Source organism: Lentilactobacillus parafarraginis DSM 18390 = JCM 14109, from assembly GCF_001435895.1.
Lineage (GTDB): Bacteria > Bacillota > Bacilli > Lactobacillales > Lactobacillaceae > Lentilactobacillus > Lentilactobacillus parafarraginis.
Map to the genome: position 1 here is coordinate 1 of NZ_AZFZ01000013.1, position 25299 is coordinate 25299.

Sequence of the window (25299 nt, forward strand, 5' to 3'; positions counted from 1 at the left end):
GGTGTTGCACTTCAATTTTAAATCGAGGAAAAGATTAAAAATTAGCCTAATTAATTAACTTTTTATCCTGATAATTCGTCACCCGTCGCTCCTCATCAATTTTGCTGAGGGAAAATTTAATTGTCCGCGCGACCGTTTCGGAAATTCCCAACGCGCGAATGTCATCGACTGAAGCATCGGAAATCTTTTTAAGCGACCCAAATTTTCGCAATAGTTTGTTGCGGGTCTTTGGCCCAACCCCGGCAATCGAGTCCAGCCGTGACCCCAACGAATTTTTCGCATGAACTTTCCGGTGAAATGTGATGGCAAACCGGTGAACTTCATCCTGAATCCGCTGCAGTAAATAAAACCCCTGACTCTTAGGATCCAAATGAAGTGGGGTATCGCTATTCCCAAATAGTAAATCGGCCGTCTGGTGATGATCGTTTTTTACCATGCCGCCAACCGGAATATGAAGATCTAACTCGTTGACCAACACATCTTTTACCGCGTTCATTTGAATTGTACCGCCATCCATTAAGATTAAATCCGGCATTTCAGCGTGTTCTTTCAATAATCGGGTATAGCGGCGCCGAATGACTTCGCGCGTGCTGGCAGCTTCGTCGGCATGATCGACCGTTTTTAACTTATACTTTCGATAAAGGTTCTTGTTAGGCTGCCCATCGACGAAAACGACCATTGCCGAAACAAGATCGGCCCCCTGAATGTGGGAGTGATCAAACGCTTCAATTTTATGACCGGCGGGAATCCCCATGGCATCTGTGAGTTCCTTCATGGCTCCGGTTGTCTTACTCTCATCGAGTTCAAGCAGCCGAAACTTCTCTTCAAGAACCAGTTTGGCATTTTTGCCCGCCATTTCCAGTAGGTCCCGCTTTTGGCCCCGCTGGGGGGTTCGAACCGGCACGTCCTCTACAACCGAACTGATCACATCAGCCGGAAGACTTTTGGGAACGAGAATTTCCTTTGGCAGGATCTGATTTTTTTGCCGGTAAAATTGCGAAATGAAACTCACCATTTCTTCTTCAGCACTATTAATAATTGGGAAAAGCCGCTTTTCGCGCTTCATTAATCGCGATTGGCGAATAAAGAAGATCTGAATTGACAGCCATCCCTTATCCATGTAGTAATTGAAGATATCCCGGGGCGTATTATCAGTTGAAATGATTTTTTGCTTCTCAACCGTGATTTCAATGTACTTGATCAAATCGCGAATTTCGGCGGCCCGTTCATATTCCATCTGCTCGGAAGCCGCCTGCATTCGTTTGGTTAATAATTGCTTCGCGTGGCCAACATTTCCATTTAAAAACGACTTAATGTGCTTAATCTGCCGATCATAGGTTTCCTTCGGGACAACTTTAAAACACGCCCCCAGGCACTGACCCATGTGGTAATACAGACACGGTCGGTTTTGAAAGCCATTGCAGCGCCGCAGCGGATAAACCTTCTGTAAAAAGTTAACCGTTTCCTCTGCTGCGTAGACGTTTGGGTACGGCCCAAAATAATAGGCGCCGTCCTTCAATAATGTATTCACGATTTTAATTTGCGGATCCCGCTCATTAGTGATCTTAATGTACGGATACCCACTGTGACCCTGTTTTAATTTAATATTAAAGTAGGGCCGATGTTTTTGAATCAACGTAATTTCAAGCAAAAAGGCTTCTTTATCGGTCGACGTAATAATCGTTTCAAAGTCAGCAATTTCCGAGACTAGCCGTGCGGTTTTGCCTTCATGACTACTTTTGAAATATGAGCGAACCCGATTCTTTAAATTTTTAGCTTTTCCAACATAAATAATCTTACCGTTGATATCCTTCATCAGATAACAACCAGGAAGTTCCGGCAACAGCGTTAATTTATGTTCCAGATACTCACTTGCCAAAAACGTTCACCCCTTTTACATATTCATCTTAAAAGTATAACTCGAATGCATGTTTGCTTCAATCAATCCGGCCTGGTTTTACCTTCAATCAATAAATTCTCAAGGTTCAGCCAAAGGTCGGTCCTTTCACTAAAACCCGGGACAAAAAAGAGGCTGGGCATTCCGCCACAACCTCTTAAAATGGATCTCTTACTTAGCCTCAATAATCTTGCCAATGAAATCCTTGGCCCGATCATTTTGGGGATTATCAAACATTTCAGCGGGTTTACTCCGCTCAAGAATGTACCCGTCAGCCATGAACCAAACTTCATCCGCCACTGACTTGGCAAAACCCATTTCGTGGGTCACCACAACCATCGTCATCCCCTCATTAGCCAGTTCCTGCATAACCTCAAGAACTTCGCCAACCATTTCGGGATCCAACGCACTGGTCGGTTCATCAAACAGCATCACTTCAGGATTCATTGCTAAGGCTCTGGCAATGGCCACCCGCTGCTGCTGGCCGCCCGAAAGACTACTTGGGTACGCGTCAGCTTTGCCGTCAAGCCCAACCCGCTTCAATAATTTCATGGCGGTCTGTTTGGCATCTTCTTCGCTCATATGCTTGACCCGGATAGGGGCAAGCATGAGATTTCTTAACACGGTCATATTCGGAAAGAGATTAAAGCTTTGAAAAACCATCCCCATCCGCTCACGAAGATCTAATAATTGCTTGCCGTCAACGTGAGTTAAATCCGTTCCTTCAAACTTCACTTCGCCTGAAGTCGGCTTTTCCAAAAGATTTAAACATCTCAAGAACGTACTTTTACCAGCCCCTGAAGGCCCAATCACACAAATAACCTGACCAGACTTAACGGTTCCGTTAATATCCTTCAAAATTTCATTTTCGCCAAATTTTTTACTTAAATGATTCACTTCAAGAATATTTTTATCCTGCATGTTTCATCTTCCCTTCGTAGTAATTCAGAAGTCTTGTGAGTAAGAATGTCATCACGAAGTACAGGACCATGGCGACGAAAATTGGGATAACGCCCCGGTAAGTATCGGCCCGAACAATGTTCAACTGGTAAATCAAATCGGTAACCCCGATAATCGACACAATTGAACTTTCCTTAATTAACGAGATAAATTCGTTACCCAACGCCGGCCAGATGTTCTTGAAGGCCTGTGGCAAAACGACATAACGCATCATGTCGCTCTTCGTCAAGCCCAAGCTTTCGGCGGCCTCAGTCTGGCCCTTTTCGACAGAATTAATGCCGCCCCGGATGATTTCAGCAACATAGGCACCACTGTTAAGCGAAACCGCGATAATCCCTGAAAGAAGCGCCGGAATGTTAATCACAACCCCGATCCCGAAGTAGACAAACATCACTTGGACCATCAAAGGTGTGCCCCGAATAAATTCCGTATAACTGATGGCTAAACCGCGCAGCCATTTTTGCTTGGTAAACCGCATCAATGCCAAGACAACGCCGATGATCACCCCAAATAACGTTGAAATCAGAGAAATCAAGATGGTGTACTCAACACCCTTTGCGAAGTAGCTCCAGTAATGCCACATCGATGTATTAACGGTGTTGACCTTCATATATTTACCAGCAGAAGCTAAGTATTTACTGGTTAAATCCTGCTTCTTAATTTGATCGATACTTTTATTGACCGCGTTGACCAAGCTGGTAGAGCCCTTCTTAAAGGCGATCGCAGCCCCAACATCATTTTTATTTAAATGATAGCCGGATGGAATCATCTTCAGAGTTGGATCATTCTTGACGTAAGCTTCGGCGCTGGGCTTTTCAATTCCTAACGCGTCAATCTTGTTGGTCTTCAATGCCAAAACCAAATCGGTTGATTTGTCCATTCCTTTAACCGTGGAATTCGGAATTCGCTTCTTAGCAAGTCCGTACTGCAAGGTCCCGGTTTGCGCCCCGATTGTCGCTCCTCGGAGGTTCTTGACGCTCTTATACTTATTGACGTCCTTGGAATTAATCAGGAAGCTCTGCCCACCTGAATAGTAGATCTTCGAAAAATCAACACTTTGGCGCCGTTCAGCGGTTGGGTTAATCCCCCCAATGGCCATGTCGGCTTTACCGGTTTGAATAGCGACCAGCAATGAGTCAAAATTCATGCTTTTAATAACCAGCTTAACGTGCAGATCCTTAGCCACCTTTTTGGCGACGTCAATATCCATCCCAACAATCTGGCTCTTGCCATTTTTATTCACTTGGAATTCATATGGCGGATAATCCGGACTCGTTGCCATAATCAACTCGCCCCGCTGCTTAACCCGTTGCAGCGACGTGTCAGCTGCCGCTGCGGAGTTGGTTTGAATAAGACCAACTGTCAGCAAAGTCACAACTAACAATATCGTTTGAATAATTGCTTTTACATTCTTCTTCATTAACTTTCCTTCTCCCACTTTGATAATACCCATTATACTAACGCAATTTGATGATTTATGCAATTAAAAAAGTAATTTAGTCAATTTTATTCATATATTCGTCTTGATTCTGTATATATGCAGTCAAGTAACCCAAAAAAAGTGACTTTAGGCGGCAATTCTGATATGATTGTTGGGTAAAGAAGTAAGGAGATGAACCGAATGTCACTTAAGGTTAACCGTCAGGACGACTTGGACGCCATGTTTGGCAAATTTGCCGAAATGAATCTCGATGATGATAAACGTGATAAGTTTTTAAAACACGACAAAAAAGACAAAAATAAGAAACGCAAGAATGAAAAACGACCTGAAAAACGTCATTAATTAAAAAGTGTTCCCCCGGATTTTCCGGGAGAGCACTTTTTTGTTAGGCATTTTTTAGTTCATTCTTTGCGTTTTTGATTTGTAGTCTAACCTGATCAAATCCGGTACCACCCAAAGAATGACGCCGTTGGACAGCCACTTCTGATTTCAAATCATGGTAAACGTCTTCATCAATCTTGGGAGACGCTTTCTTGAGGTCTTCAAGTGACATATCCTGAAGGTTTTGATGGGTTTCAATCCCCTTGAGGACTAGCTGACCCACAATCCCGTGGGCTTCCCGAAACGGCACGCCCTTAGCTGCCAAGTAATCGGCTAATTCCGTGGCATTTGAAAAGTCATTTTCAGTCGCGTGCTTCATCCGTTCAACATTGGGCTTAGCTGTCTTCAGCATGCCATTGAAGACTTTCAAGGAAGGCAGTAGCGTTTTAACCGTGTCAAAGACGCCCTCCTTGTCCTCCTGGAGATCTTTATTATAGGCCAGGGGTAATGACTTCATTGTGGCAAGCAGCCCCATTAGATGGCCATACACCCGGCCACTTTTGCCGCGGATTAATTCAGCCATATCCGGATTCTTTTTCTGCGGCATAATCGAACTGCCAGTCGTGTAAGCGTCACTAAGTTCAAGATACTTAAACTCGTGGCTCACCCACATACTGATTTCCTCACAAAAACGAGAGAGATGCAGCATCAAAATTGATGAATTACTTAAAAATTCCAGGGCAAAATCCCGGTCGGAAACCGCATCCAACGAGTTGGCATATACCTGACCAAAGCCTAATTGCTTGGCCGTATACTGACGGTCAATTGGAAACGTCGTCCCGGCAAGGGCGGCAGCCCCCAATGGCATGATGTCGGTATGGGTCATATTGAAGGTAAACCGTTCCTTATCCCGCTTTAACATCTGATAATAAGCCATTAAATAATGACCGTAGGAAATCGGTTGCGCATGCTGCAGATGGGTGTATCCCGGCATTACCGTTTCAACATTTTTCTCAGCCATCTCAACTAACGTCTTCTGCAGCGTTGTAATTTCAGCCACAATCTTTGGCAGGCGATTCTTCAGATAAAGATGAAAGTCGGTGGCAACCTGATCATTTCGTGATCGAGCAGTGTGCAATTTGCCGGCAACCGGACCAATCTTTTCTGTCAATAACGCCTCAATATTCATATGAATATCTTCATTTTCAACCGTAAATTTGAGCTTGCCTTCATGCAATTCCTGTTGGAGGGCTTCAAGGCCGGCAACAATCTGATCGACATCCGTCTGATCAAGTATTTTAGTATGCCCCAGCATTTTGACATGGGCCAGGGATCCTTCAATATCTTCATCAGCCAACTGCTGATCGAATGAAATGGATGCCCCGAATTCATCGACCCACTTAGACGCTTGTTGCTGGAACCGACCACCCCATAATTTCTTAGTACTCATTTATTTCTTAGCTCCCGTATGTGAAGAATCATGCTGCTCGACAGCGACTTTGTCCTTGGCAGTTGATTTTGTAACTGCTTTGACAAATTGTGACTGCTTATTCTTAAGCTGCACTTGTGAATAAACTTGAGTTGGTAAGCCCCAAAGCTTGATGAAGCCCTTGGCAGCTTCCTGGTCAAAGGAATCTGAAGCCGTATAGGTTGCCAAATCCTTGTCGTAAAGTGATGAAATCGACTTCCGTCCCAGAACGGTCACGTTGCCTTTGAACAATTGAACCTTGACTACCCCACTGACAACTTCTTGTGACTTGTCAATGAATGCCATTAATGCATCCATTAATGGTGAGAACCAAAGCGCGTTGTAGACCAACTCACTTAACTGCTTTTCAATCGTTGGCTTAAAGTGGGCCAGATCCCGCTCAAACGTTAAGTCTTCAAGTTCTTTATGGGCCTTAAGAAGCACCGTTGCAGCAGGAGCTTCATAGACTTCCCGGGATTTGATACCAACCAACCGATTTTCAATGTGATCGATCCGGCCAATTCCGTGTTCACCAGCAATACTGTTCAACTGTTGAATAATTTCGGAAAACTTCATTGACTGACCATTTAGCTCGGTTGGAATTCCCTTCACAAAGGTTAGCTCAACGATTGACGGCTTGTCAGGGGTTTTTTCGATTGGGTTGGTGATTGCAAACGCGTCTTCAGGAGCTGAGTGCCATGGATCTTCCAAAACACCGGCCTCATTAGCACGTCCCCAAATGTTGGCATCAATGGAATACGGTGAATCCAAGTCGATTGGCACCGGGATGTTGTGATCCTTGGCGTATTCAATTTCTTGTTCACGCGACCAGTGCCAGTCCCGAACCGGACTCAGCACGTCGAGTTGGGGATCCAGGCTGTGAATGGCAACTTCAAACCGCACCTGATCATTTCCCTTGCCAGTACATCCGTGGGCAACTGCCTGAGCATGTTCTTGATGGGCAATGTCAACCAGGGCTTTAGAAATCAGTGGGCGTGACAGGGCTGAAATAAGTGGATAAGCCCCCTCATACATTGCGTTAGCTTTCAGAGCAACCGATGCGTAGTTATCGGCGAAGTCGTCGAGCGCATCAACGTTATATGCCTGAACCGCACCGACATTCAATGCCTTTTGCTTAATGAAGTTGAGGTCCTTACCCTCCCCAACATTAATACAGCATGCGATGACATCGTAGCCCTTGTCCTTTAACCAGGGAATTGCAACTGAAGTATCAAGACCGCCTGAATATGCTAAGATTACTTTTTTATTTTCTGTCATTTTATCATTACCTCTGATTTCTTAATTATCAATGTATTGAGACTAACACGAATATTCAGTTAATGCAACCATATTTATGTTTTATTCATTATTTTGCCAAATATTATGTCGGATATACATTTTTAAAGCGTTCATCGATCCATTCAGGGGTTACAAAAAGCTCAAACCAAATCTGGTTCGTTACCAGAAAATGGTTTGAGCTTGAAAGCGATCAACGTTATACAAGTCAGCCCGATAAATTGAGCTGCGTGGAAATTACTTCTTTGTATCCGGATATCGTTGTTCCAAACGTTTAATATTGTCCGCAGCAACCTCATCGAAGGGAATATCCGCCCATTCAGCAATCTGGGAAAGATACCAAAGAACGTCACCCATTTCTTTGACTAGCTGGTCCTTATCCAAGCGGTTGCTTTGAAAGGTATATTTTCTGACAAGATCGGCTACTTCTCCGGATTCACCGGTGAGGCCCAGGGCGCAGTTGGTCAAAACCTGTTCCTTGCCCATTAATGTCCGGTTAGCTGATTTTTGATAATCGTCAAAATTCATTGATGCATTCTCCCTTCGATCCATTGCCAAACTTCAGCCTTTCCCTGTTTGGTCAGTGAGGAAAACAGGATTAGGCGTTCAGAAGCATCGAGGTTCAGCGTCTTTCGAATAATCGATTCCTGTTTATTCCACTTGCCCTTGGCAATTTTATCCATTTTGGTTGCAACCGTCAGCACTTCAATTCCGTAATACGTTAACCATTCGTGCATTGAAACGTCATCTGCCGTTGGTGCATGACGACCATCAACGAGCGCGACCACGCCCCGAAGCTGCTCACGAGAAGTCAGGTAGGTCTCAATCATCTTGCCCCATTTTTCTCGACTTACTTTTGAAGCTTTGGCATATCCGTATCCGGGAACGTCGACAAAGAATAGCTTATCCTCAATGTTATAAAAATTCAGGGTTTGGGTCTTACCGGGCTGGCTAGAAGTTCGCGCATACCCGTTACGATTAATCAACACGTTCGTCAGTGACGATTTGCCCACATTTGAACGCCCAACAAACGCAATTTCAGGAAATTGCGTGTTGGGATATTGCTTGGGATCGACGGCACTAATTGTGAGATCGACGTTGTGTACGTCCATCAAATCATCCTTTCGGTGGCAGAATTTCCTTATTTAAACAAAAAAAGAAGCCTGACCGTAAACTATCTAAAGTTTACATCAGACTTCTGGAGATTACGATGCCTTTTTTAAGATAAGTTCTGGTTCAGTGTGGTTGGTAACCGTCTCAGGGGTGATAATCACCTTTGATACATCGTTACGACTTGGTAAATCAAACATGATGTCACGCATCACGTCTTCAATAATCGAACGCAACCCCCGCGCACCGGTATTTCGGGCGATCGCCAACTGAGCCATCTTCTGGAGTGCTTCCGGTTGAAATTCAAGCTTTGCACCATCTAATTCAATCAGTTTCTCGTATTGCTTTACGAGGGCATTCTTTGGCTCCGTGAGAATCCGAACTAAATCATGTTCGTCCAGTTTATCAAGAGCGGTCAAAATTGGCAGCCGACCGATAAATTCAGGAATTAATCCAAACTTCAAGAGGTCCTCTGGAATAACCGACTGCATGATGTTTTTCGCGTCAACGTCCTTGGCTTCATCAGAGTTAGTCCCAAAGCCAATCGTCTTATCGCCCAAACGGCTCTTAACGATACCTTCAATGCCATCAAACGCGCCACCAACGATAAATAAAATGTTAGTTGTATCAATTTGAATGAACTCTTGTTGGGGATGCTTCCGGCCACCCTGAGGCGGAACATTGGCAATCGTTCCTTCAAGGATCTTCAAAAGGGCCTGTTGAACACCTTCACCGGAGACATCTCGGGTGATTGACACATTTTCGGACTTTTTAGCAATCTTATCGATTTCATCAATGTAGATAATGCCCTTTTCAGCGCGATCCACGTCGTAGTCAGCGTTCTGAAGTAACTTCAGGAGAATGTTTTCCACATCCTCACCAACATACCCAGCTTCAGTTAAGGTTGTCGCGTCGGCAATCGCAAACGGCACGTTGAGAATCTTTGCGAGCGTTTGGGCCAGGTACGTTTTCCCTGAACCAGTCGGCCCAATGATACAGATATTACTCTTTTGAAGTTCCAAGTCATCATTAGGTTCGCTAATCATTTCGTTGACCCGCTTATAGTGGTTATAAACGGCAACGGCCAACGTTCGCTTTGCGTTGTTTTGACCAATTACAAACTCATTAAGCTTGTCCAGGATTTGTGCAGGGGTCAGAACTGTCAAAAGATCGTCAGGTGTCTTTTCCGGGGCAATCTCTTCGTCAATAATTTCCTTGCATAAATCGATACATTCATTACAAATATATACGCCGGGACCCGCAACGATTTTTTTTACTTGGTCTTGAGTTTTGCCACAGAAAGAACAGGTAATTGGTCCATTTGAATCGTTATCTTCGAACAATATATTCACTCCTCCATAAGAGTTGGAAGTTAATCTTGATTAATTAGGAGATTCAAGAAGCCCATAAGCCAACTGGTTTCCCCCATCTCCAACTATACGTACTTTACCATATAATAATCAAATTGCAATTAGAAGGGTTTACTCTAAAAAAAGACCCGTCATCAGAACGGATCTTTTCCCATAAAAGCTAATTACTTGTCTGAATCAGCCTTTTCGGTTGAATCGGATTTTTCTTCTTTTGTTTCCTTAGCTTTGGCATCCTGCTTCGATGAATCAACGATCAAGTCAATTGCCTTCTTAATCCCGATATCATGTTTAAGCATATCATCAGTTAACGCGCTTCGAACGGCGTCTTCCTTCATGCCATATTGTGAAGCAAGGTCCTTAACTTCAGCCTTAACATCATCCTCAGAAGGATTGATCTTTTCAGCGTCGACGATTGCTTCAAGAACAAGGTTTGTCTTAACCCGTCGTTCGGCACCATCAGAGAACTGTTTCTTCAAGTCTTCTGGCTTTGTGCCGGTCAACTGGAAGTACATCTGCTGATTGATCCCTTGTTGTTGCATGCCAGCCAAATATTGATCCATCTGACGCTGAATATCTTCGTCCAACATTGGTTGCGGAATATCCTTAACTTCAGAATTATCAACTGCCTGGTTAATTGCAGCGTCTTCGATTGCTTCACGAGCCTCATTCTTCTTTTGAGTCTTGAGGTCTTCCTTGATCTTTTCTTTCAATTCATCAAGGGAATCAACGTCTTCGTCAACGTCCTTAGCGAAATCATCGTCTAATTTAGGCAATTCCTTAGTCTTGACTTCGTGAATGGTTGTCTTAAAAATGGCGTCCTTACCTTGGAGATCCTTAGCTTGGTAGTCATCAGGGAAAGTAACCTTAACGTCAACTTCGTCACCGGCTTTATGACCAATTAATTGATCTTCGAAGCCAGGGATAAATGAGTTAGAACCAAGTTCCAATGAATGATTCTTGGCGCTGCCGCCATCAAATGGCTTGCCGTCAACGGAACCGTCAAAGTCAATCACAACGGTGTCGCCCTTTTCAGCGGACTTACCTTCCTTAAGAACTAATTCAGCTTCGTTTTGACGCTTCTTTTCAAGTTCGGCATCAATATCCTTCTGATAAACCCGGGTATTCTGCTTTGGGACACTCAAGCCCTTGTAATTGCCAAGCTTAACTTCTGGTTTAACAGTCACATTAGCCGTGATAACCCAAGGCTTGCCCTTTTCCATTGATTTCACATCGATCTTTGGTTGATCAACTGGTTCAATCTTTGCTTCATCAACGGCTTTGGAGTATTCATCTGGCAATAGAATGTTCAAAGCATCTTCATACAACGCTTCTTCACCGTACATCTGGTTAAAGATTGCACGAGGAACTTTTCCTTTACGGAATCCAGGAACCCGAATACTATTTTTGTTTTTCTTAAATGCACGGTCTAAGCCGCTCTTGATAGAATCAGTACCAATTTCGAAGGTTAATTCACCATCGTTAGTACCCTTCTTTTCCCATTTTGCAGACATCTTATTTCCTCCGAGACGAAAAACTTATTTTTTTACAATTTCATAATTGCATAACATTGTTATTTTAACGTATTCACCGCAAAATGTAAAATGCAAAATAACAATTTTGCCAAATTAGCCCTTAAATAAAAAAGCCGCCGGGATATTCCCTAGCAGCTTTCTTAAGATATTAATCAGCGAAATTAGTCTTTAACGTCACTAACAATACCGGCACCAACAGTATGGCCACCTTCACGGATGGTGAACTTAGTACCCTTTTCAATGGCAACTGGCTTAGTTAAATCAACGTTAAATGTAACGTTATCACCAGGCATAACCATTTCTACGCCCTTTTCCAATTCGATAACACCGGTAACATCGGTAGTATGGAAGTAGAATTGTGGACGATAGTTTGAGAAGAATGGCGTATGACGGCCACCTTCTTCTTTAGTCAAGATATAAACTTGACCTTCGAACTTCTTGTGGGTTTGGATTGAACCAGGTGCTGCAAGCACTTGGCCACGAACAACTTGATCCCGATCGATACCACGAAGAAGAACACCAACGTTATCGCCGGCTTGACCTTCATCAAGTGTCTTACGGAACATTTCCAAACCAGTAACGGTTGACTTCAAAGTGTCATCGCTTAAACCAACGATTTCAACTTCGTCACCAATCTTAACAGTCCCACGATCAATACGACCGGAAGCAACAGTACCACGACCAGTGATCGTAAATACGTCTTCAACAGGCATTAAGAATGGCTTGCTGTCGTCACGTTCTGGAGTTGGAATGTATTCGTCAACGATATCCATTAAGTCAAGGATAACTTGTTCTTGTTCCTTGTCGCCTTCAAGAGCCTTGAGAGCTGATCCGCGGACAACAGGAATATCATCACCAGGATAATCGTATTCTGAAAGTAATTCACGAACTTCCATTTCAACCAAGTCAATCAATTCGTCATCGTCAACTAAGTCAGTCTTGTTTAAGAAGACAACGATGTAATCAACACCAACTTGGTGAGCAAGCAAGATATGCTCACGAGTTTGTGGCATAGGACCATCAGTTGCAGCAACAACCAAGATGGCACCATCCATTTGAGCGGCACCGGTGATCATGTTCTTGATGTAGTCAGCATGTCCTGGGGCATCAATATGCGCATAGTGACGCTTTTCAGTTTCGTACTCAACGTGCGCAGTGTTGATGGTAATACCACGTTCACGTTCTTCGGGAGCTGCATCGATATCAGCATAGTCTTCAGCCTTAGCAAGACCTTTAGAAGCCAATACCTTCGTAATTGCAGCAGTCAAAGTAGTTTTCCCATGATCAATATGGCCAATAGTACCAATGTTTACATGGGGTTTTGTTCTTTCATAATGTTCTTTTGCCATTAATGAAACCTCCTGTTGTTTTCAAGAATTACATCAATTCGCATCAATGCATTTCTAAATGATATTATACTACATCTTCTTGAAAAGACAAAGCAGTCTTATTTCGAAGAATCCTTAAGTATTATATCGGTCCTTAATTTGTTTGTAAACAGATTATTATCGTTTTTGCAAAATAAATTGCTTTATACGAATTTCATGAAGCTTTCTGCCTGGTTGATTTTTTCAATCCAAGTCAGCATCTGCCGCTGGTCGGCGGACTTCGCCGCCACCTCATCCCCAAATAAATGGCTACCAACAATCTTCACCCAAAATTTCGGATCGGTGATCACTTTATCAAAAAAAGGATAGATGTACTGCGCCTCAGTAAGAATTTGCTGTTCAATTAATTGATATTTAACCGGATCCTGACCCGCATATTGCTGGTGAAGGTCGTTTAAGGCTTCAATTAACGGCGAAACCGTTTCTAGGATCGGCAGGTCGCCAATCCGCAACTGATAGCTTTCGTTGTCCAGCCAATTAAGCGTCACTGTCTCGGTACTGCCAATCGCTTTAAGCTCGAGCAAGACCTGAGTCTTTGTCACCTGCCAGCCAAACGGATCTGACAAAACCCCTCTGGCAGCCTGCATATACTCACGCAGGGGGAGTTTCAAAGCAGAAATGAGCGTTTGGGCCTGTTGGTCAGCGGCCAACGACCCAGCATGGGCAAACGCACGCATCCGCTTCTGCAGGTCAACGGATCGATCGAATCGAAACTGATTTTCGGACTCCTCAATCGCCGTTCTAAATTGATCGGGATTATTAAACAGTGGATCATGAATGATTTCTCTAGCGAGCATAAACGCCTCATTTTTAAGGGAAATTCTCACGGCCTCGGGTAAATAACTCGGCGCGTCCGCCAAGCGATCGCAAAACGTAAGAATCATTTGGTAGGCCTCCGGATACCGTTTAAGCCCGCTTAAGCCACTCGCCAACAATAAGTGAATGGTCACGTCATCCGGATAAATGGCCATCAAGTGTTCCATTTTGTTAACGACTTGATGAAAGCGTTGATCTTTCAGATCTTCCTCGGCACTCCAGAGGATGACCTGGTCATTTTTAGTGATCTTTGTCATGAAAACTGCTCACCTCACCTTAACTATAGCAGATTCATTGGATACAAAATCAGAGGTCCTTAGACCTAACCGCGTCTAAATCGCCTCTGATAATGACTAATGATCATTTTAATTAGCAGATTTACTTGCCGTTTCAGTACTCTTTGATTCCTTCGCACTGTTCTTTGAGTGGTGTTTATTTGAACGGCGATGATGCTGATTAACTTCCATGATAACCGGTAAGATTACTGGGCGCCGTTTTGTTTGCTTATATAGATAGTCACTCAAGCTTTCCCGAACATCCTGCTTGAGGTTACTCCAATCAAATTCCTTGTGATCTAAATTATTGGTGACCGTCTTTTCAATAATCCCAGCAGCTTCCTTCATCAGATCCTTATTTGCTTTGACATAAACAAATCCGCGCGATGTTAATTTAGGATGAGACACAATCCGTTTCTTTTTACGGTCAATCGTCACAACGGCAACAAAAATCCCGTCCTCGGAAAGAACTTTGCGGTCCCGGAGAACAATGTTTCCAATGTCCCCAATCCCAATACCGTCAATCATCGTATCAGAAAGCGATGCACTGCCACTGATCCACATATTGTCATCGCCTAACGATACAATGTCACCCTTATTCGGAATGACCACTTGATCATCAGTATAGCCAATTTCTTTAGCTAATTTGGCATGTGATTCCAGCAGCCGGTATTCGCCCTGCACGGGAATTAAATACTTCGGGTGCAATAGGTTCAATAATAGCTGAAGGTCAGCCTGGCTGGCGTCACCGGATGAATTCATCTGATCCGAAATCATCTCAACTTCACCATCGGCCCGGTAAACCATATCCCGAGTTTTCGCAACGGTTGTTTCCATTGCCGTTGACGGCGTGGTCGTGATAAAGACTAGGTCGTTAGGCTCAATATTAATATCGCCCTGCTCCTTATTTGCCATCCGCTGAATAGCCTTAATCGGTTCACCCATCTTACCGGTTTGAATAATGACAACCTTATCCGGGGGCATCTTGTCTAAATCCTTAACAGAATCGATCAGCAAGTCATCTTCGGGCAGCTTCAAGGTGTTCAACCGCATCGCCGTCTTCACAATTCGTTCCAGATCGTGACCAGTCAAGTATACGCGCCGTCCCGTCGCCGCAGCCGCATTAAAGACCTGTTGCATCCGCAAAATATTGGACGCAACGCTGGCAACCACAATTCGACTATCATGGTAGTGGAAAGTTTCGGTGATATATTCACCGATTTTCTTCTCTGAAGCACTCGACGCTGGGTTCTCAGCGTTCCCAGAATCGCTTAACAGTGCCAGAACCCCCTCTTCGCCTAAACGCGTGAGAGCGGCATAGTCGGTTTGATACATCGGCGTAGCGGTTTGATCAAATTTAAAATCACCGGTGTAGACGATGGACCCATCTGACGTATGCAGGGCAATTCCCATTGACCCGGGAATTGAATGAGTCGTCTTGAAGAAAGTGACCTTAACATCGTCAAAATCAATTTCCGAACGGACACTCACCACGTGAAAATCGTCGAAACTCTTAAGCTGTTCAGAATCAGCAACGTTTAATTTTGCCAATTCAATCGTCATTTCAGACCCAAATACGGGCACGTCAAACTCACTTAAAAAGTAAGAGATGGCCCCAATTGCGTCCGCGTGACCGTGGGTTAAAAAGACCCCGACGATGCGGTCCTGGTTTTCCTTTAAGTAACTAAAATCAGGAATCACAACGTCAATTCCCAATAATTCATTTTCAGGGTATCTTAAACCACAGTCCAAGATATAAATCCCACCATTGATGTCGACCGCGTACATGTTTTTGCCATTTTCGCGGACCCCACCAATGGGCATTATCTTAATATCGTTTTTCATGTTTCACCTCAAAAAAATTTGTTTGATCTTTATTAAACGTTCGAATTCAGCTTCTTTTAGTTTACCATATTTTTTAGAATCAGCCGAATTTTTCCATTAAGTTTTTCCTAACAATCGCCGTTATCATGACGATACTGCCTGGATAACGGCCGAAAGTTCATGAAAACGATCGTGAATGTCCATCCCCATAGAAAAAGTCATGAACAAAACTTTCATCTTGTCCATGACTTTTAAAAATAATTTTTCAAAATTGAATGACGAATTAACGACGCAAACCAAGGTCTTTAATGAGATCACGGTAACGAGTAACGTCATTGTTACGTAAGTATGCAAGTAAGTTACGACGATGACCGATCTTTTTCATCAAACCACGTTGTGAATGATAATCTTTACGGTGTGATTTCATATGCTTGTTAATTTCGTTAATATCTGCGGTTAACAGTGCAATTTGAACTTCGGCTGAACCAGTGTCACCATCGTGACGACCGAACTTCTTAATTAATTCATCTTTTTGTGTTTGAATAACTGCCATGTTTGTTTCCACCTTTTCTTTATTTAATCCGACGACTGAGTCAGCGGCAGTGGTACCGGCAAACTAAGTCGAAGGTTTGTAACACACAAAAGATAGTATACCGAATTTATTCCCGAAACACAAGCAATTCTTTTGAAACGGCTACCGGTTTTGCTTGCAATAACCCCATCATTTTTGTATAATGGTGCTTGTTGAAATTTAATAATTTGACCAAGAAATCTTTCGGAGGTGAACCCAATGCCAATTATCAAGTCAGCTATCGAACGAGTAAAAACGAACGAAAAAGCTCAACGCCGTAACGCAGCTCAATTGAGTACTTATAGAACCGCAGTTAAGAAGTTTGAAAAAGCTCAACTTAACGGTTCCGACGACGTAAAGGACCTTTACATCAATGCCATTAGTGCAATTGACCGCGCTAAGTCAAAGGGACTAATCAAAGCTAATAAAGCAGCCCGTGACAAGTCACGTTTGACAACCAAATTAGCTAAATAGTGTTACCCAAAGGGCTCACCGACGTCATCGTTCGCTGGTCCTTTTATTAATACTAATAACAATTTTCCTAATAAACAAAAAGTCTGTTTTCCATTCACTGAGTCATCAGCAAATGGAAAACAGGCTTTTATTTTTTAAGCAACATCCGGCCGCATAAATTTTAATAAGAACAGTTCAAAAAGTAATTCTGGTGACCGGTTAGTGGACTTCATTTCGCGTTCGGTATCGACCAACCCAATATATGCATCCCGTAATTGTTGATAATTAAAATGCCGAACCGTTTGAAGAGCCAGCTTGACGCGATAAGGATGAACCTTCAGGCTGGAAGCTAAATTTCCTTGAGAATAACCGTGCTTTTGCAGAATCATCACCTGGAGCAATAAGCGAAACTGTTGAATGAGGACGGCATTAATCCCGATTGGCTCATTACTCTCTAAGATGAGGTTCTGGTAGATGTCCATTGATTCCTTGGCATTTCTTTTGAGAACACTATTAACCAGATCAAAGACACTCTGCTCAATGGAAGGACTCACAAGCCCATTCACTGATTCCAGCGTAATCGTCTTAGTGGCTTCGTTATAGAGTAAAAGTTTTGGTAAATCATTCATCATTGGCGTTAGTTTGCCGCCAGTCAACTGCATCATCCGCTCCAAGGCTTCGGGATCAATTTGATATCCCTTATCCGTAATCGCCCGCTTAACAGTCGATTTGATTTCGCTCTCACGGAGTTTGCCAATCTCAACGGTTGTGGCAACCTTTTTGAGCATTTTAGTGACTTTCTTTCGCGCGTCCAATTTTTCATAGGGCGCAAAAATGACCATAATCGTTGACTGTTCCGGATGCTGCAAGTAATCCAAAAAATCATCGACGTGGTGCTCAACTTTGGACTTTACCCGTAAACCAGTCAAAAAATATGGCCGATTAACCAGCACTAACCGGCGTTCACCGAAAAACGGCACTGAAATAGCGTCTTCAACGGCCGCGGAAATCGGGGTTTCCTCCATGTCATAGTTGCCGATATTCATTGACCGTTCAGCGTCGGGAATAAGACCGATAAAGGCCTGTTTAATTTGGTCAGAGAGGTATTCCTGATCACCAAGAATTAGATAAACAGAGTCCACCTGCTTATTTCTGACTTGTTTTAGTAGTTGTGAAAAGTTCATTGCATTTTCCCTTCATTTCGATCAAGAACGGGCTCAAAATGCCCACTATTTTGACGATACATATATCTTACCATACCAGAATCTTGGGTATTCCAAACAGCCACATGGGCCTTCTTCAAGGTTACCAGGGTTTCCTGATTCGGATGATTATAACGATTGTTGCGTCCAGCTGAAATTAAGGCAATCTTTGGATGAATCTGAGAAATAAATTGCGGATCTGAAGCCGTTCGGCTGCCATGGTGCCCAACCTTAATCACGTCGGTTTTAAGGCCCGGATGCCGGCCAAGCGTATCCATTTCCCCTTGCCGGTCAAGGTCGCCCGTAAACAACCAACTAAGGCCACCAAAGCGGCCTCCCAGAACTTCTGAATCGTGGTTCTCCCCCTTACCGGGCTCATAGGGATGATAAATGGTTAGGGGCAAGCCGGAAACCACATTTCGATCACTGACGGAAATGACAGAAGTTGTCTTTGCCCGCATTTCAATCCGTTTCATAAAGCTGGGGTTCTTATCCATCCCCAAAGGAATCACCAGCCGCCCCACCTGCATTTCGGTTAAGAATGCCGGCAAATCACCACAGTGATCGGCATCCTGATGACTAACACAGATGGTATCAATCTTCGAGATACCGATGCTTTTGAGATAGTTGATTGACAAGCGGCTTGCTTGGTAGGTTTTGATGCCGCGCTGCCAAGGCTGTTGATCAAACACAACCTTGCCACCGGTATCAATTAAGGTAACCGAGCGATTAAGGGGCGTTCGAATCAAAAAACTATCTCCCTGGCCAATATCAAACATCGTCACCTCACCATTAAGTGGAAAATGAATCCAAATAAACGTCAACCCATACGTTACCAATACAACCCAGGGAACCAGACGCATTCGCCGACCGCCATGATGAACGATCATGATAAATGTCAGAAACAGCAGCGCCCAAACAACCACCAGTGCCGGTTTGCCGAACGTCACCATTCCTGGCAACGCCCCCACAACATTCAATAGGTGATTAAATTCATGCAGACAGGCATCTATCAGCAGGACTAACGGGTGGCTGACAACCCCGACGAGTAGCCCGCCGATGACGAGTGGAAAAATTAGACGCCCAAATAACGGGAGTACCAGCAAATTGACAGCCAGGCTCAATAAATGCCATTGATACAAGTGAAACAGTAAAATTGGCAATGACAGAAGGTTTAATAAGACCGTCTGCCGAAAATACGTCATCCTACTGGTCGCAATGAGCCCCAAAGCCAACCCATAGCTGAGTTGAACCCCCATCAAAAAGAGCGCCTCCGGTAACATGAAGAGGTTCATGATGAGCGTCAAACTCAGCGTGGCCAGTTGCGATAGTGGTATCCCAACCATTCGGCTGCTGATAGCGAGACCGGCCATCAAAACTGCTCGTAACAAGCCCGGTGAGCCGCCAGAAAAAATAAAGTAGCCGCCTAAACAAACCAGTTTGACGGTTCCCTTCAATCGCCCAGAAAACCCAAGCATCGTTAGGGCCCGATCTAAAATTGATAGAAAATAGTAAACATGCATTCCAGAAATACTGAAGATGTGCAGCAGACCCAGTTGTTTGACCCCACTCATTTGATCGAAGAAGTCGCTTTGCCGAGTTCCACTAATTAGCCCCAGCGCATACGTCCGCAACGTCTTTGGCAATGCTTGGCAATAATGGTTAAACCGGGACCGGATTTCGTGAATCCGGTCAGTCAGCGTCAGTTGGGAATATGGCCGCGAAGCAATAATTTCTTTGCCTGAAAAGGCCTCATAGATTTTTTGATGATGATAGTAAGCCCGCATATCAAATTGATTGACGTTGGTAGCCGGCATCATCGCCTTCATTTCACCACTAAGGGTCATTGCAAGCGGGCGGTTAGACCCCATTATCAGTTTCTTTTGGGCCAAACTTTTAAAGCGGGCAAAATAAATAACCTTGCGGCCACTCAGGCCTGATTTTGCAATAAAGTGACAGTTGCCGCCATTTGCGCTGATCATATCAGGGTAGGCCTTAACGGTTTCATGACAGTCTTTTCGCTCATATGGCGTATCCCCATTGTGAGCATTAGCAGCAACAACAATCCCAAATACGACACCGATAATCATCGTCATAACCAAAATTTGAGGGTCTTTAAGCATCACCAATCGGATTGTGAACACCGTTAGAAGGCCAATTCCTAGAAGTGGGTGGCCAAACAATAAGACACTCATAAATGCCAGTAAACCAGCCGGGAAAATTAACCAATTTCCAATAATTAGTCAGATAAATAGGACTTGAATGGAATTCGATCCATATCAGATTGTGTCAGTTTAATTTTATTTAATGCCACATTTTTTAATTTAATTAATTTTTGGGCGTATTCATCGTTATGGTAGTTGCGCAGATAGTTAATCTTACGAATTCCGGCCTGCAGCAGCATTTTAGTACATTGAAGACACGGAAAATCGGTCACATAAATTTCAGCGTTGTCGGTTGACTCACCAAACTTGGCACACTGAAGAATCGCATTCATCTCAGCGTGAATGGTGCGCACGCAATGACCGTCGACTAAATAACAACCGACATCGATACAGTGATCATCGCCAGCAACCGAGCCGTTATAGCCGCCCGCAATGATCCGTTTATCGCGCACAATCACCGCCCCGACTGACAGTCGTTCGCAGGTGCTTCTTGATGCCAGCAAAACCGCCTGCATCATAAAGTATTGATCCCATTTAATTCGATTATCCATTTCATTTCACCTTCCATGAAATAAATCATATCTCAAAATGGCAGTGAGAGCTACACACAAATTGATGATTTTAGGTTATCAAAGGTTTTATCACCAAATCCGGGCACGTCCTTTAATTCCTCAATGCTTTTAAACTGACCATGTGCCTGACGATAAGCAATAATTTGGTCAGCCTTCTTATCCCCAATCCCGTTTAATTCCTGAAGTTTGCTTTTATCAGCGGTATTCAAATTAATTTGAGCCCCTTGACCAGCTGATTGACCAGCGGCCGCATCCGTCGCTGCGCCACTTTCAGTACCAGAATCAGCCGTTGTCGGCGCTTGAGGACTCTGATTTGGTGCCGCCGCAATCGCCCGATTTCCCTTAATTTCACCGCGAAGGGGAATATAAATCACCTGCTGATCAGTCAGCTTTTGGGCGAGATTAATCTGCTTCTTATCCGCAGACCGTGTCAGTCCGCCAGCCAGCTCAATGGCGTCAACGACCCGCATATTGCCATTTATCTGATAAACGCCCGGGTTCTTAACGGCCCCCTTAACGTCAACGTACATTTGCTGCGGGCTGGCACTGCTTTGAGCAGCAGTTGGTTGGGCCGTCGACTCACTAACCGCCTCTTGCGAATCAGTTGATTCAACTTGGGCAGAGGAGCTGGATTCAGCGATCTGTGTCGCCTGATCCGCCCCACTAGAAAAATGGCCAAACGAAAGTGCAACCACCAATCCCACTAAAACCACAATTGAAACCGCGCCATAAATCAAAATCTGGTTGAGATGTTCCTCAATAAACTCACGAATCCTATCCATGCTGTTCCTCCCTTCCAGATAGATATACGAAAAAAAGGATTAGTCTCTCTAATCCTTTCAAAAATTCATGACTATTCTTTTGATAGCGCGCTAACTGCTTGATCAAACGTTGCCACCGGAATCACTTTCATATTCGGGGCATATTTCTTCGCGGTCTGTTTGGCAAGCTGGTAATTTGTTTGATGACCTGGTTCATACTTGAGGATTAATTTGGTTGGTTTCAAATAGGGTGCTAAAAACACCTTGGCCCCATTTCGTTTTGCGGCAATCACTTTCTTGTCGATGCCACCAATTTCACCAACATTCCCGTCGGCGTCAATCGTCCCGGTACCAGCAACTTTTTGACCATGCCGGAGGTTCCGATTTGTCAGCTGGCTGTAAATCTGCAGTGAAAACATTAACCCCCCGGAAGGTCCCCCAACTTGGCCGGGATCCACCTTGATTGGCACCTTGGGTTTAACCTTCACATCGTCAGTTAACGTAATCCCAATCCCCGGACGATGCCCAGCAATTTGAATCAGCCGCTTTGTGACTTGGTGGCTATGACCATTACGCCGGTAAGTAACCGTCAGTTTTTGGCCGACCCGCTGGTGCTTCACATAATTAACAAACCCCGTCGAACTTTTAAAGTGATGACCATCAACCTTCACCACCACATCTCCAACCCGTAACGCATGATAGAACTTGGATTGCCGTTCAATGTTTAAGATGTAAATCCCATTATAGGTTCGTTTAACAGGCTGGTTTGCGTGCTTATAGGCGGTGTAGATTGCTTCATTGATCGAACTTTCCATATAAAAATGCTGAACCTTATCGTACTCAGTCATATTTTGGCCGGCCGTCACGCTATCATCAGATTCCACCGAGTAATGTGGATTGAGCTTCGCATAGAGATATGTAAATGGCCTGGCCTGAGCAATGCTAACCGACGTCAGCATAAACATTCCCTTACGTTTGTCAGGATGGTTCTGAATCTTGACAATCTTACTCAAATTCGACGCGTCTCCAGGACCTTCGATGTAGTTTGGCAACGGCCACAAAAAGCCGACCAACATGACAACCACGAAGACGCCCCACAGGACGTATTTCTTGATGGCTTTATTCTTCATGGCATTCACTCTCTTATTTAATATTTGGCAGCCAATGCCTTGGCAACGGTTTCGGGGACAAACTTGGTCACATCCCCATGAAACTTGGCAATTTCCTTAATCATACTGGAAGATAAATCCCGAAATTGACCCGCCGTCGGTAAAAAAACGGTCTGAATTTTCGGGGCGAGGCCACTGTTTAATCCAGCGATCGCCATTTCAGAATCCAAATCTGCGCTGCCGCGAATTCCGCGAATCAGAACGCTGGCTCCCAGTCGGTGCGCCAAATTAACCGTCAGTTCTTCAGAAACAATCACCTGAACGGCAGATTTGGGCCCCAATGCCTGTTGAATAAAGGTCGCCCGCTGTTCAGGCGTAAAGGCCGCTTTTTTATGGGTATTGATACTGACCGCAACCACGACTTGATCAAAAATCTCGGCCGCCCGCTGAATAATATCCACATGGCCAAACGTCACCGGGTCAAAACTGCCAGCATACAGTGCTTTTACCATTTACTCGTCCTCCATTTGATAACGATAAATTGTTAAGTTTGTTAACCCATAATTTTTCCGGTTAACAACGCGAAAATGAGGTGGGTTGGCCGGCAATTCAGTATGATTGTCCGTTTCGCAAATAACCAGCGCCTGATCAACTAACAATTTGAAGGAGACTAACTTATCAAGGGTTGCCACGATTTTTTGCAGCCGATATGGCGGATCCAGATAAACGACGTTGAACTGATCACCTTTCTCGGCTAATTCAGCCAATACGCGTTCTGCAGATCCCTTAATCACGTCAAATTGATCCTCAGCGTGAATCTTTTCGATATTTTCCTTGATTGCTTTAATCGCTTGAAACTGGCGGTCCACAAGTACGGCATGCGCCATTCCGCGGGAAACCGCCTCAATTCCAACGGCCCCCGAACCAGCAAACAAGTCCAGAAACCAGCCATCTTCAAAGTACGGCCCAACCATACTAAAAAGCGACTCCTTCACCTTATCAGTCGTCGGTCTGGTTTTGTCGCTTTTCACAGGCGTTAGGCGAATCCCACCAAACTTACCAGATACAATTCTCATACTCACCCTCGCTAATCACTAAAGTCTTCGTCAAACGCCTCGTCCAGCGCAGTAGGATCCTTACCGCGAACTTCATCTACCAATTCGTTTAGTCGGGACGGCACCACTTGCTTAACGTAATTTAAGGCGTCTAACTTTTTAATTGTCGTTTCCTCATCATCCATGTCAACGTAAATAATGGCATACCGCATATGCTTAGAAACGTAATATAACCGGCCGAAATTGCGCAAATTGCGGACATATCTGAACGAATGTAAATACACAATCAGGCCGATTGAAGATTGCACTTTAAATGCCAAATTAAGATCTCCTTCATCATTCATTGGCAGCCACCTGATAACCCTGCCGTTCGAGTCGCTGACGGCCGCTAATATTGAGGACCAACCCCAAGCAAAGCGACAGCGTCATCATACTTGAACCGCCGTAGCTGATAAACGGAAAAGTTACACCGGTAATCGGCAACAATCCAACAACCCCGCCCATATTGAATAAAGCTTGAATGGTCAAATAGGTGGCAATGCCATAGCAAATCAAACTTTGATATGGACTGTTCGATCGAATCCCAATTAAAACGGTTCGGAAAATAATCAGAGCCAGAATGGCCATTACCACAACCGTCACCAAGGCCCCGAGTTCTTCGGTCATAATTGCCATGATGAAATCAGTATTGGGTTCTGGTAAGTACCCCGTTTTTTGAATACTATTTCCAAGCCCGGAGCCAAAGAGACCGCCGTTGCTAATTGCATAAAACGAATTCACCAACTGCTGACCGACCCCCTGAGCGTGCTTAAACGGATTCACAAATGCGGTAATTCGAGCTAGTTGGTAGTAATGAAAATGCCCGCTATTAGACATTGGCACCAAAACAAACATCATCACCGCATACGCAAACACCACAAATCCGAGTAGGTAAGTAACCCCGCGCTTCCAGGAAATCCCACTAGCCATCAACATCACAAACACAATCATAAAGTTAATGGCCGCACCGCCGACATCCGGTTGAAATAGAATTAGCAACAACATCGCCAAGCAGATCAACAATGGCTTTTTAAGCGGTTGCCACCACCCCTTTGGCGAAGAAATCATTGTATCCTGATTCCGGTCAATGGCGTCGGCAACCAAGAGCACGAGATAAAATTTCGCAAATTCCGCCGGTTGAATGTTAATGCCACCAATGTGAATCCAACCTGCCGCCCCGTTAACGGTCTGACCAATGGCTAAAAGACTGATCAAAACGCCAATGAACACGTATCCGATCCATCTTAAAAACGTTTGATTTCGTAACTTTTTAATGTTAAACGCGGTGGTTCCAAAAACCAGTACGAGGCTAATCAGCACGAAGATAATCTGCTTGATTAAATAGCTTTTTGGGCTGCCGCCATTTTGCAGACCAATATTAGCACTGGCTGAATAGACCATAATCACGCCAAGAATACATAAAAATAGGTATGGCAAAAAAATAAACAAATCAAGGTGTCGCAAACGCGTCTTAGCCATTGAATCCACTCCACTTTTCCGTTAAAGATGTCGTTAAATCACTGGGTTTCATTATAGCATATAACCACTATTGAGTAGGTCTGCTGTTAAATTATATCCATATTTTAAGAAAGCGTTCGCGTGGCCTTCACGGGTCACAAAAAGGCTTGGATAAGCAGTTTCCTACTCAATCCAAGCCTTTATTTGCAATTTGTT

Annotated in this window: 24 protein-coding genes; 2 read left to right on the plus strand and 22 right to left on the minus strand. The window is 44.1% G+C overall.

Going from position 1 to position 25299, the window contains the following annotated elements; all coding sequences use genetic code 11:
• Positions 1-46 precede the first annotated feature (46 nt).
• The 3 genes from uvrC to FD47_RS04630 all read right to left on the minus strand — a co-directional run bounded on the left by uvrC (position 47) and on the right by FD47_RS04630 (position 4277).
• Positions 47-1879: an excinuclease ABC subunit UvrC gene (gene uvrC, locus FD47_RS04620; RefSeq protein ID WP_054733500.1), complete on the minus strand. Its 1833-nt coding sequence runs from the start codon at positions 1877-1879 to the stop codon at positions 47-49.
• 189 nt (positions 1880-2068) lie between these two features.
• The gene (locus tag FD47_RS04625; RefSeq protein ID WP_008211124.1) at positions 2069-2818 is read right to left on the minus strand and encodes an amino acid ABC transporter ATP-binding protein; all 750 of its coding nucleotides are present in this window, start codon (positions 2816-2818) and stop codon (positions 2069-2071) included.
• Entirely contained in the window at positions 2808-4277 is a 1470-nt protein-coding gene (locus FD47_RS04630; protein ID WP_054733497.1) for an ABC transporter substrate-binding protein/permease, read from the minus strand. Before FD47_RS04630 ends, FD47_RS04625 begins: the two co-directional genes overlap by 11 nt.
• Positions 4278-4478: 201 nt before the next feature.
• Between FD47_RS04630 and FD47_RS15635 the strand changes: the two genes are divergently transcribed.
• Positions 4479-4640, plus strand: coding sequence for an SPJ_0845 family protein (locus tag FD47_RS15635; protein WP_169790559.1), 162 nt, complete (start codon positions 4479-4481; stop codon positions 4638-4640).
• A gap of 43 nt (positions 4641-4683) precedes the next feature.
• Here FD47_RS15635 and argH read toward each other — a convergent pair whose 3' ends face one another.
• The 10 genes from argH to rpsO form a co-directional block, all read right to left on the minus strand.
• Entirely contained in the window at positions 4684-6069 is a 1386-nt protein-coding gene (gene argH, locus FD47_RS04635; RefSeq protein ID WP_054733495.1) for an argininosuccinate lyase, read from the minus strand.
• A complete protein-coding gene (locus FD47_RS04640; protein ID WP_054733492.1) occupies positions 6070-7365 on the minus strand; it encodes an argininosuccinate synthase in 1296 nt (431 codons plus the stop codon).
• Between the two features lie 255 nt (positions 7366-7620).
• Positions 7621-7911: a nucleoside triphosphate pyrophosphohydrolase family protein gene (locus FD47_RS04645; RefSeq protein ID WP_054733488.1), complete on the minus strand. Its 291-nt coding sequence runs from the start codon at positions 7909-7911 to the stop codon at positions 7621-7623.
• On the minus strand, positions 7908-8495 hold the full coding sequence (gene yihA / locus FD47_RS04650; protein ID WP_054733486.1) for a ribosome biogenesis GTP-binding protein YihA/YsxC: 588 nt from the start codon (positions 8493-8495) through the stop codon (positions 7908-7910). The genes FD47_RS04645 and yihA overlap by 4 nt, the downstream gene beginning before the upstream one ends.
• A gap of 93 nt (positions 8496-8588) precedes the next feature.
• On the minus strand, positions 8589-9836 hold the full coding sequence (clpX, locus tag FD47_RS04655; RefSeq protein WP_171035059.1) for an ATP-dependent Clp protease ATP-binding subunit ClpX: 1248 nt from the start codon (positions 9834-9836) through the stop codon (positions 8589-8591).
• Positions 9837-10027: 191 nt separating this feature from the next.
• Positions 10028-11374: a trigger factor gene (gene tig, locus FD47_RS04660; protein ID WP_008211139.1), complete on the minus strand. Its 1347-nt coding sequence runs from the start codon at positions 11372-11374 to the stop codon at positions 10028-10030.
• A gap of 182 nt (positions 11375-11556) precedes the next feature.
• Positions 11557-12744 carry an elongation factor Tu gene (gene tuf, locus FD47_RS04665; RefSeq protein WP_008211140.1) on the minus strand — a complete coding sequence of 396 codons (1188 nt, stop codon included), beginning with the start codon at positions 12742-12744 and terminating at the stop codon, positions 11557-11559.
• A gap of 182 nt (positions 12745-12926) precedes the next feature.
• On the minus strand, positions 12927-13856 hold the full coding sequence (locus tag FD47_RS04670; protein WP_056980112.1) for a hypothetical protein: 930 nt from the start codon (positions 13854-13856) through the stop codon (positions 12927-12929).
• Positions 13857-13964: 108 nt separating this feature from the next.
• A complete protein-coding gene (locus FD47_RS04675; protein ID WP_054733483.1) occupies positions 13965-15719 on the minus strand; it encodes a ribonuclease J in 1755 nt (584 codons plus the stop codon).
• 262 nt (positions 15720-15981) lie between these two features.
• Complete coding sequence (gene rpsO, locus FD47_RS04680; protein WP_054733480.1) at positions 15982-16251, minus strand: 30S ribosomal protein S15; 270 nt, start codon at positions 16249-16251, stop codon at positions 15982-15984.
• Positions 16252-16488: 237 nt separating this feature from the next.
• On the opposite strand from rpsO, the gene rpsT reads away from it, so the two are divergent.
• Positions 16489-16743: a 30S ribosomal protein S20 gene (gene rpsT / locus FD47_RS04685; protein ID WP_008211152.1), complete on the plus strand. Its 255-nt coding sequence runs from the start codon at positions 16489-16491 to the stop codon at positions 16741-16743.
• A 134-nt stretch (positions 16744-16877) separates the two neighbouring features.
• Here the strand turns inward: rpsT and holA are convergent, their stop codons facing one another.
• The 9 genes from holA to FD47_RS04730 form a co-directional block, all read right to left on the minus strand.
• Positions 16878-17906 carry a DNA polymerase III subunit delta gene (gene holA / locus FD47_RS04690; RefSeq protein WP_054733474.1) on the minus strand — a complete coding sequence of 343 codons (1029 nt, stop codon included), beginning with the start codon at positions 17904-17906 and terminating at the stop codon, positions 16878-16880.
• Positions 17903-20119 carry a DNA internalization-related competence protein ComEC/Rec2 gene (locus FD47_RS04695; RefSeq protein WP_056980114.1) on the minus strand — a complete coding sequence of 739 codons (2217 nt, stop codon included), beginning with the start codon at positions 20117-20119 and terminating at the stop codon, positions 17903-17905. The genes holA and FD47_RS04695 overlap by 4 nt, the downstream gene beginning before the upstream one ends.
• A 44-nt stretch (positions 20120-20163) precedes the next feature.
• Positions 20164-20640, minus strand: a complete 477-nt coding sequence (locus tag FD47_RS04700) for a ComE operon protein 2 (RefSeq protein ID WP_008211155.1) — start codon at positions 20638-20640, stop codon at positions 20164-20166.
• Positions 20641-20690: 50 nt separating this feature from the next.
• Entirely contained in the window at positions 20691-21443 is a 753-nt protein-coding gene (locus tag FD47_RS04705; RefSeq protein ID WP_056980116.1) for a helix-hairpin-helix domain-containing protein, read from the minus strand.
• Between the two features lie 71 nt (positions 21444-21514).
• On the minus strand, positions 21515-22552 hold the full coding sequence (locus FD47_RS04710) for a SepM family pheromone-processing serine protease (RefSeq protein WP_056980118.1): 1038 nt from the start codon (positions 22550-22552) through the stop codon (positions 21515-21517).
• 17 nt (positions 22553-22569) lie between these two features.
• A complete protein-coding gene (gene coaD, locus FD47_RS04715) occupies positions 22570-23043 on the minus strand; it encodes a pantetheine-phosphate adenylyltransferase (protein ID WP_008210724.1) in 474 nt (157 codons plus the stop codon).
• Positions 23044-23607: a 16S rRNA (guanine(966)-N(2))-methyltransferase RsmD gene (gene rsmD, locus FD47_RS04720; RefSeq protein ID WP_056980120.1), complete on the minus strand. Its 564-nt coding sequence runs from the start codon at positions 23605-23607 to the stop codon at positions 23044-23046. It lies immediately after the preceding gene.
• 11 nt (positions 23608-23618) lie between these two features.
• Complete coding sequence (locus FD47_RS04725; RefSeq protein WP_008210726.1) at positions 23619-23930, minus strand: DUF2129 domain-containing protein; 312 nt, start codon at positions 23928-23930, stop codon at positions 23619-23621.
• On the minus strand, positions 23923-25104 hold the full coding sequence (locus FD47_RS04730) for an FtsW/RodA/SpoVE family cell cycle protein (RefSeq protein ID WP_008210727.1): 1182 nt from the start codon (positions 25102-25104) through the stop codon (positions 23923-23925). Before FD47_RS04730 ends, FD47_RS04725 begins: the two co-directional genes overlap by 8 nt.
• Positions 25105-25299 lie beyond the last annotated feature (195 nt).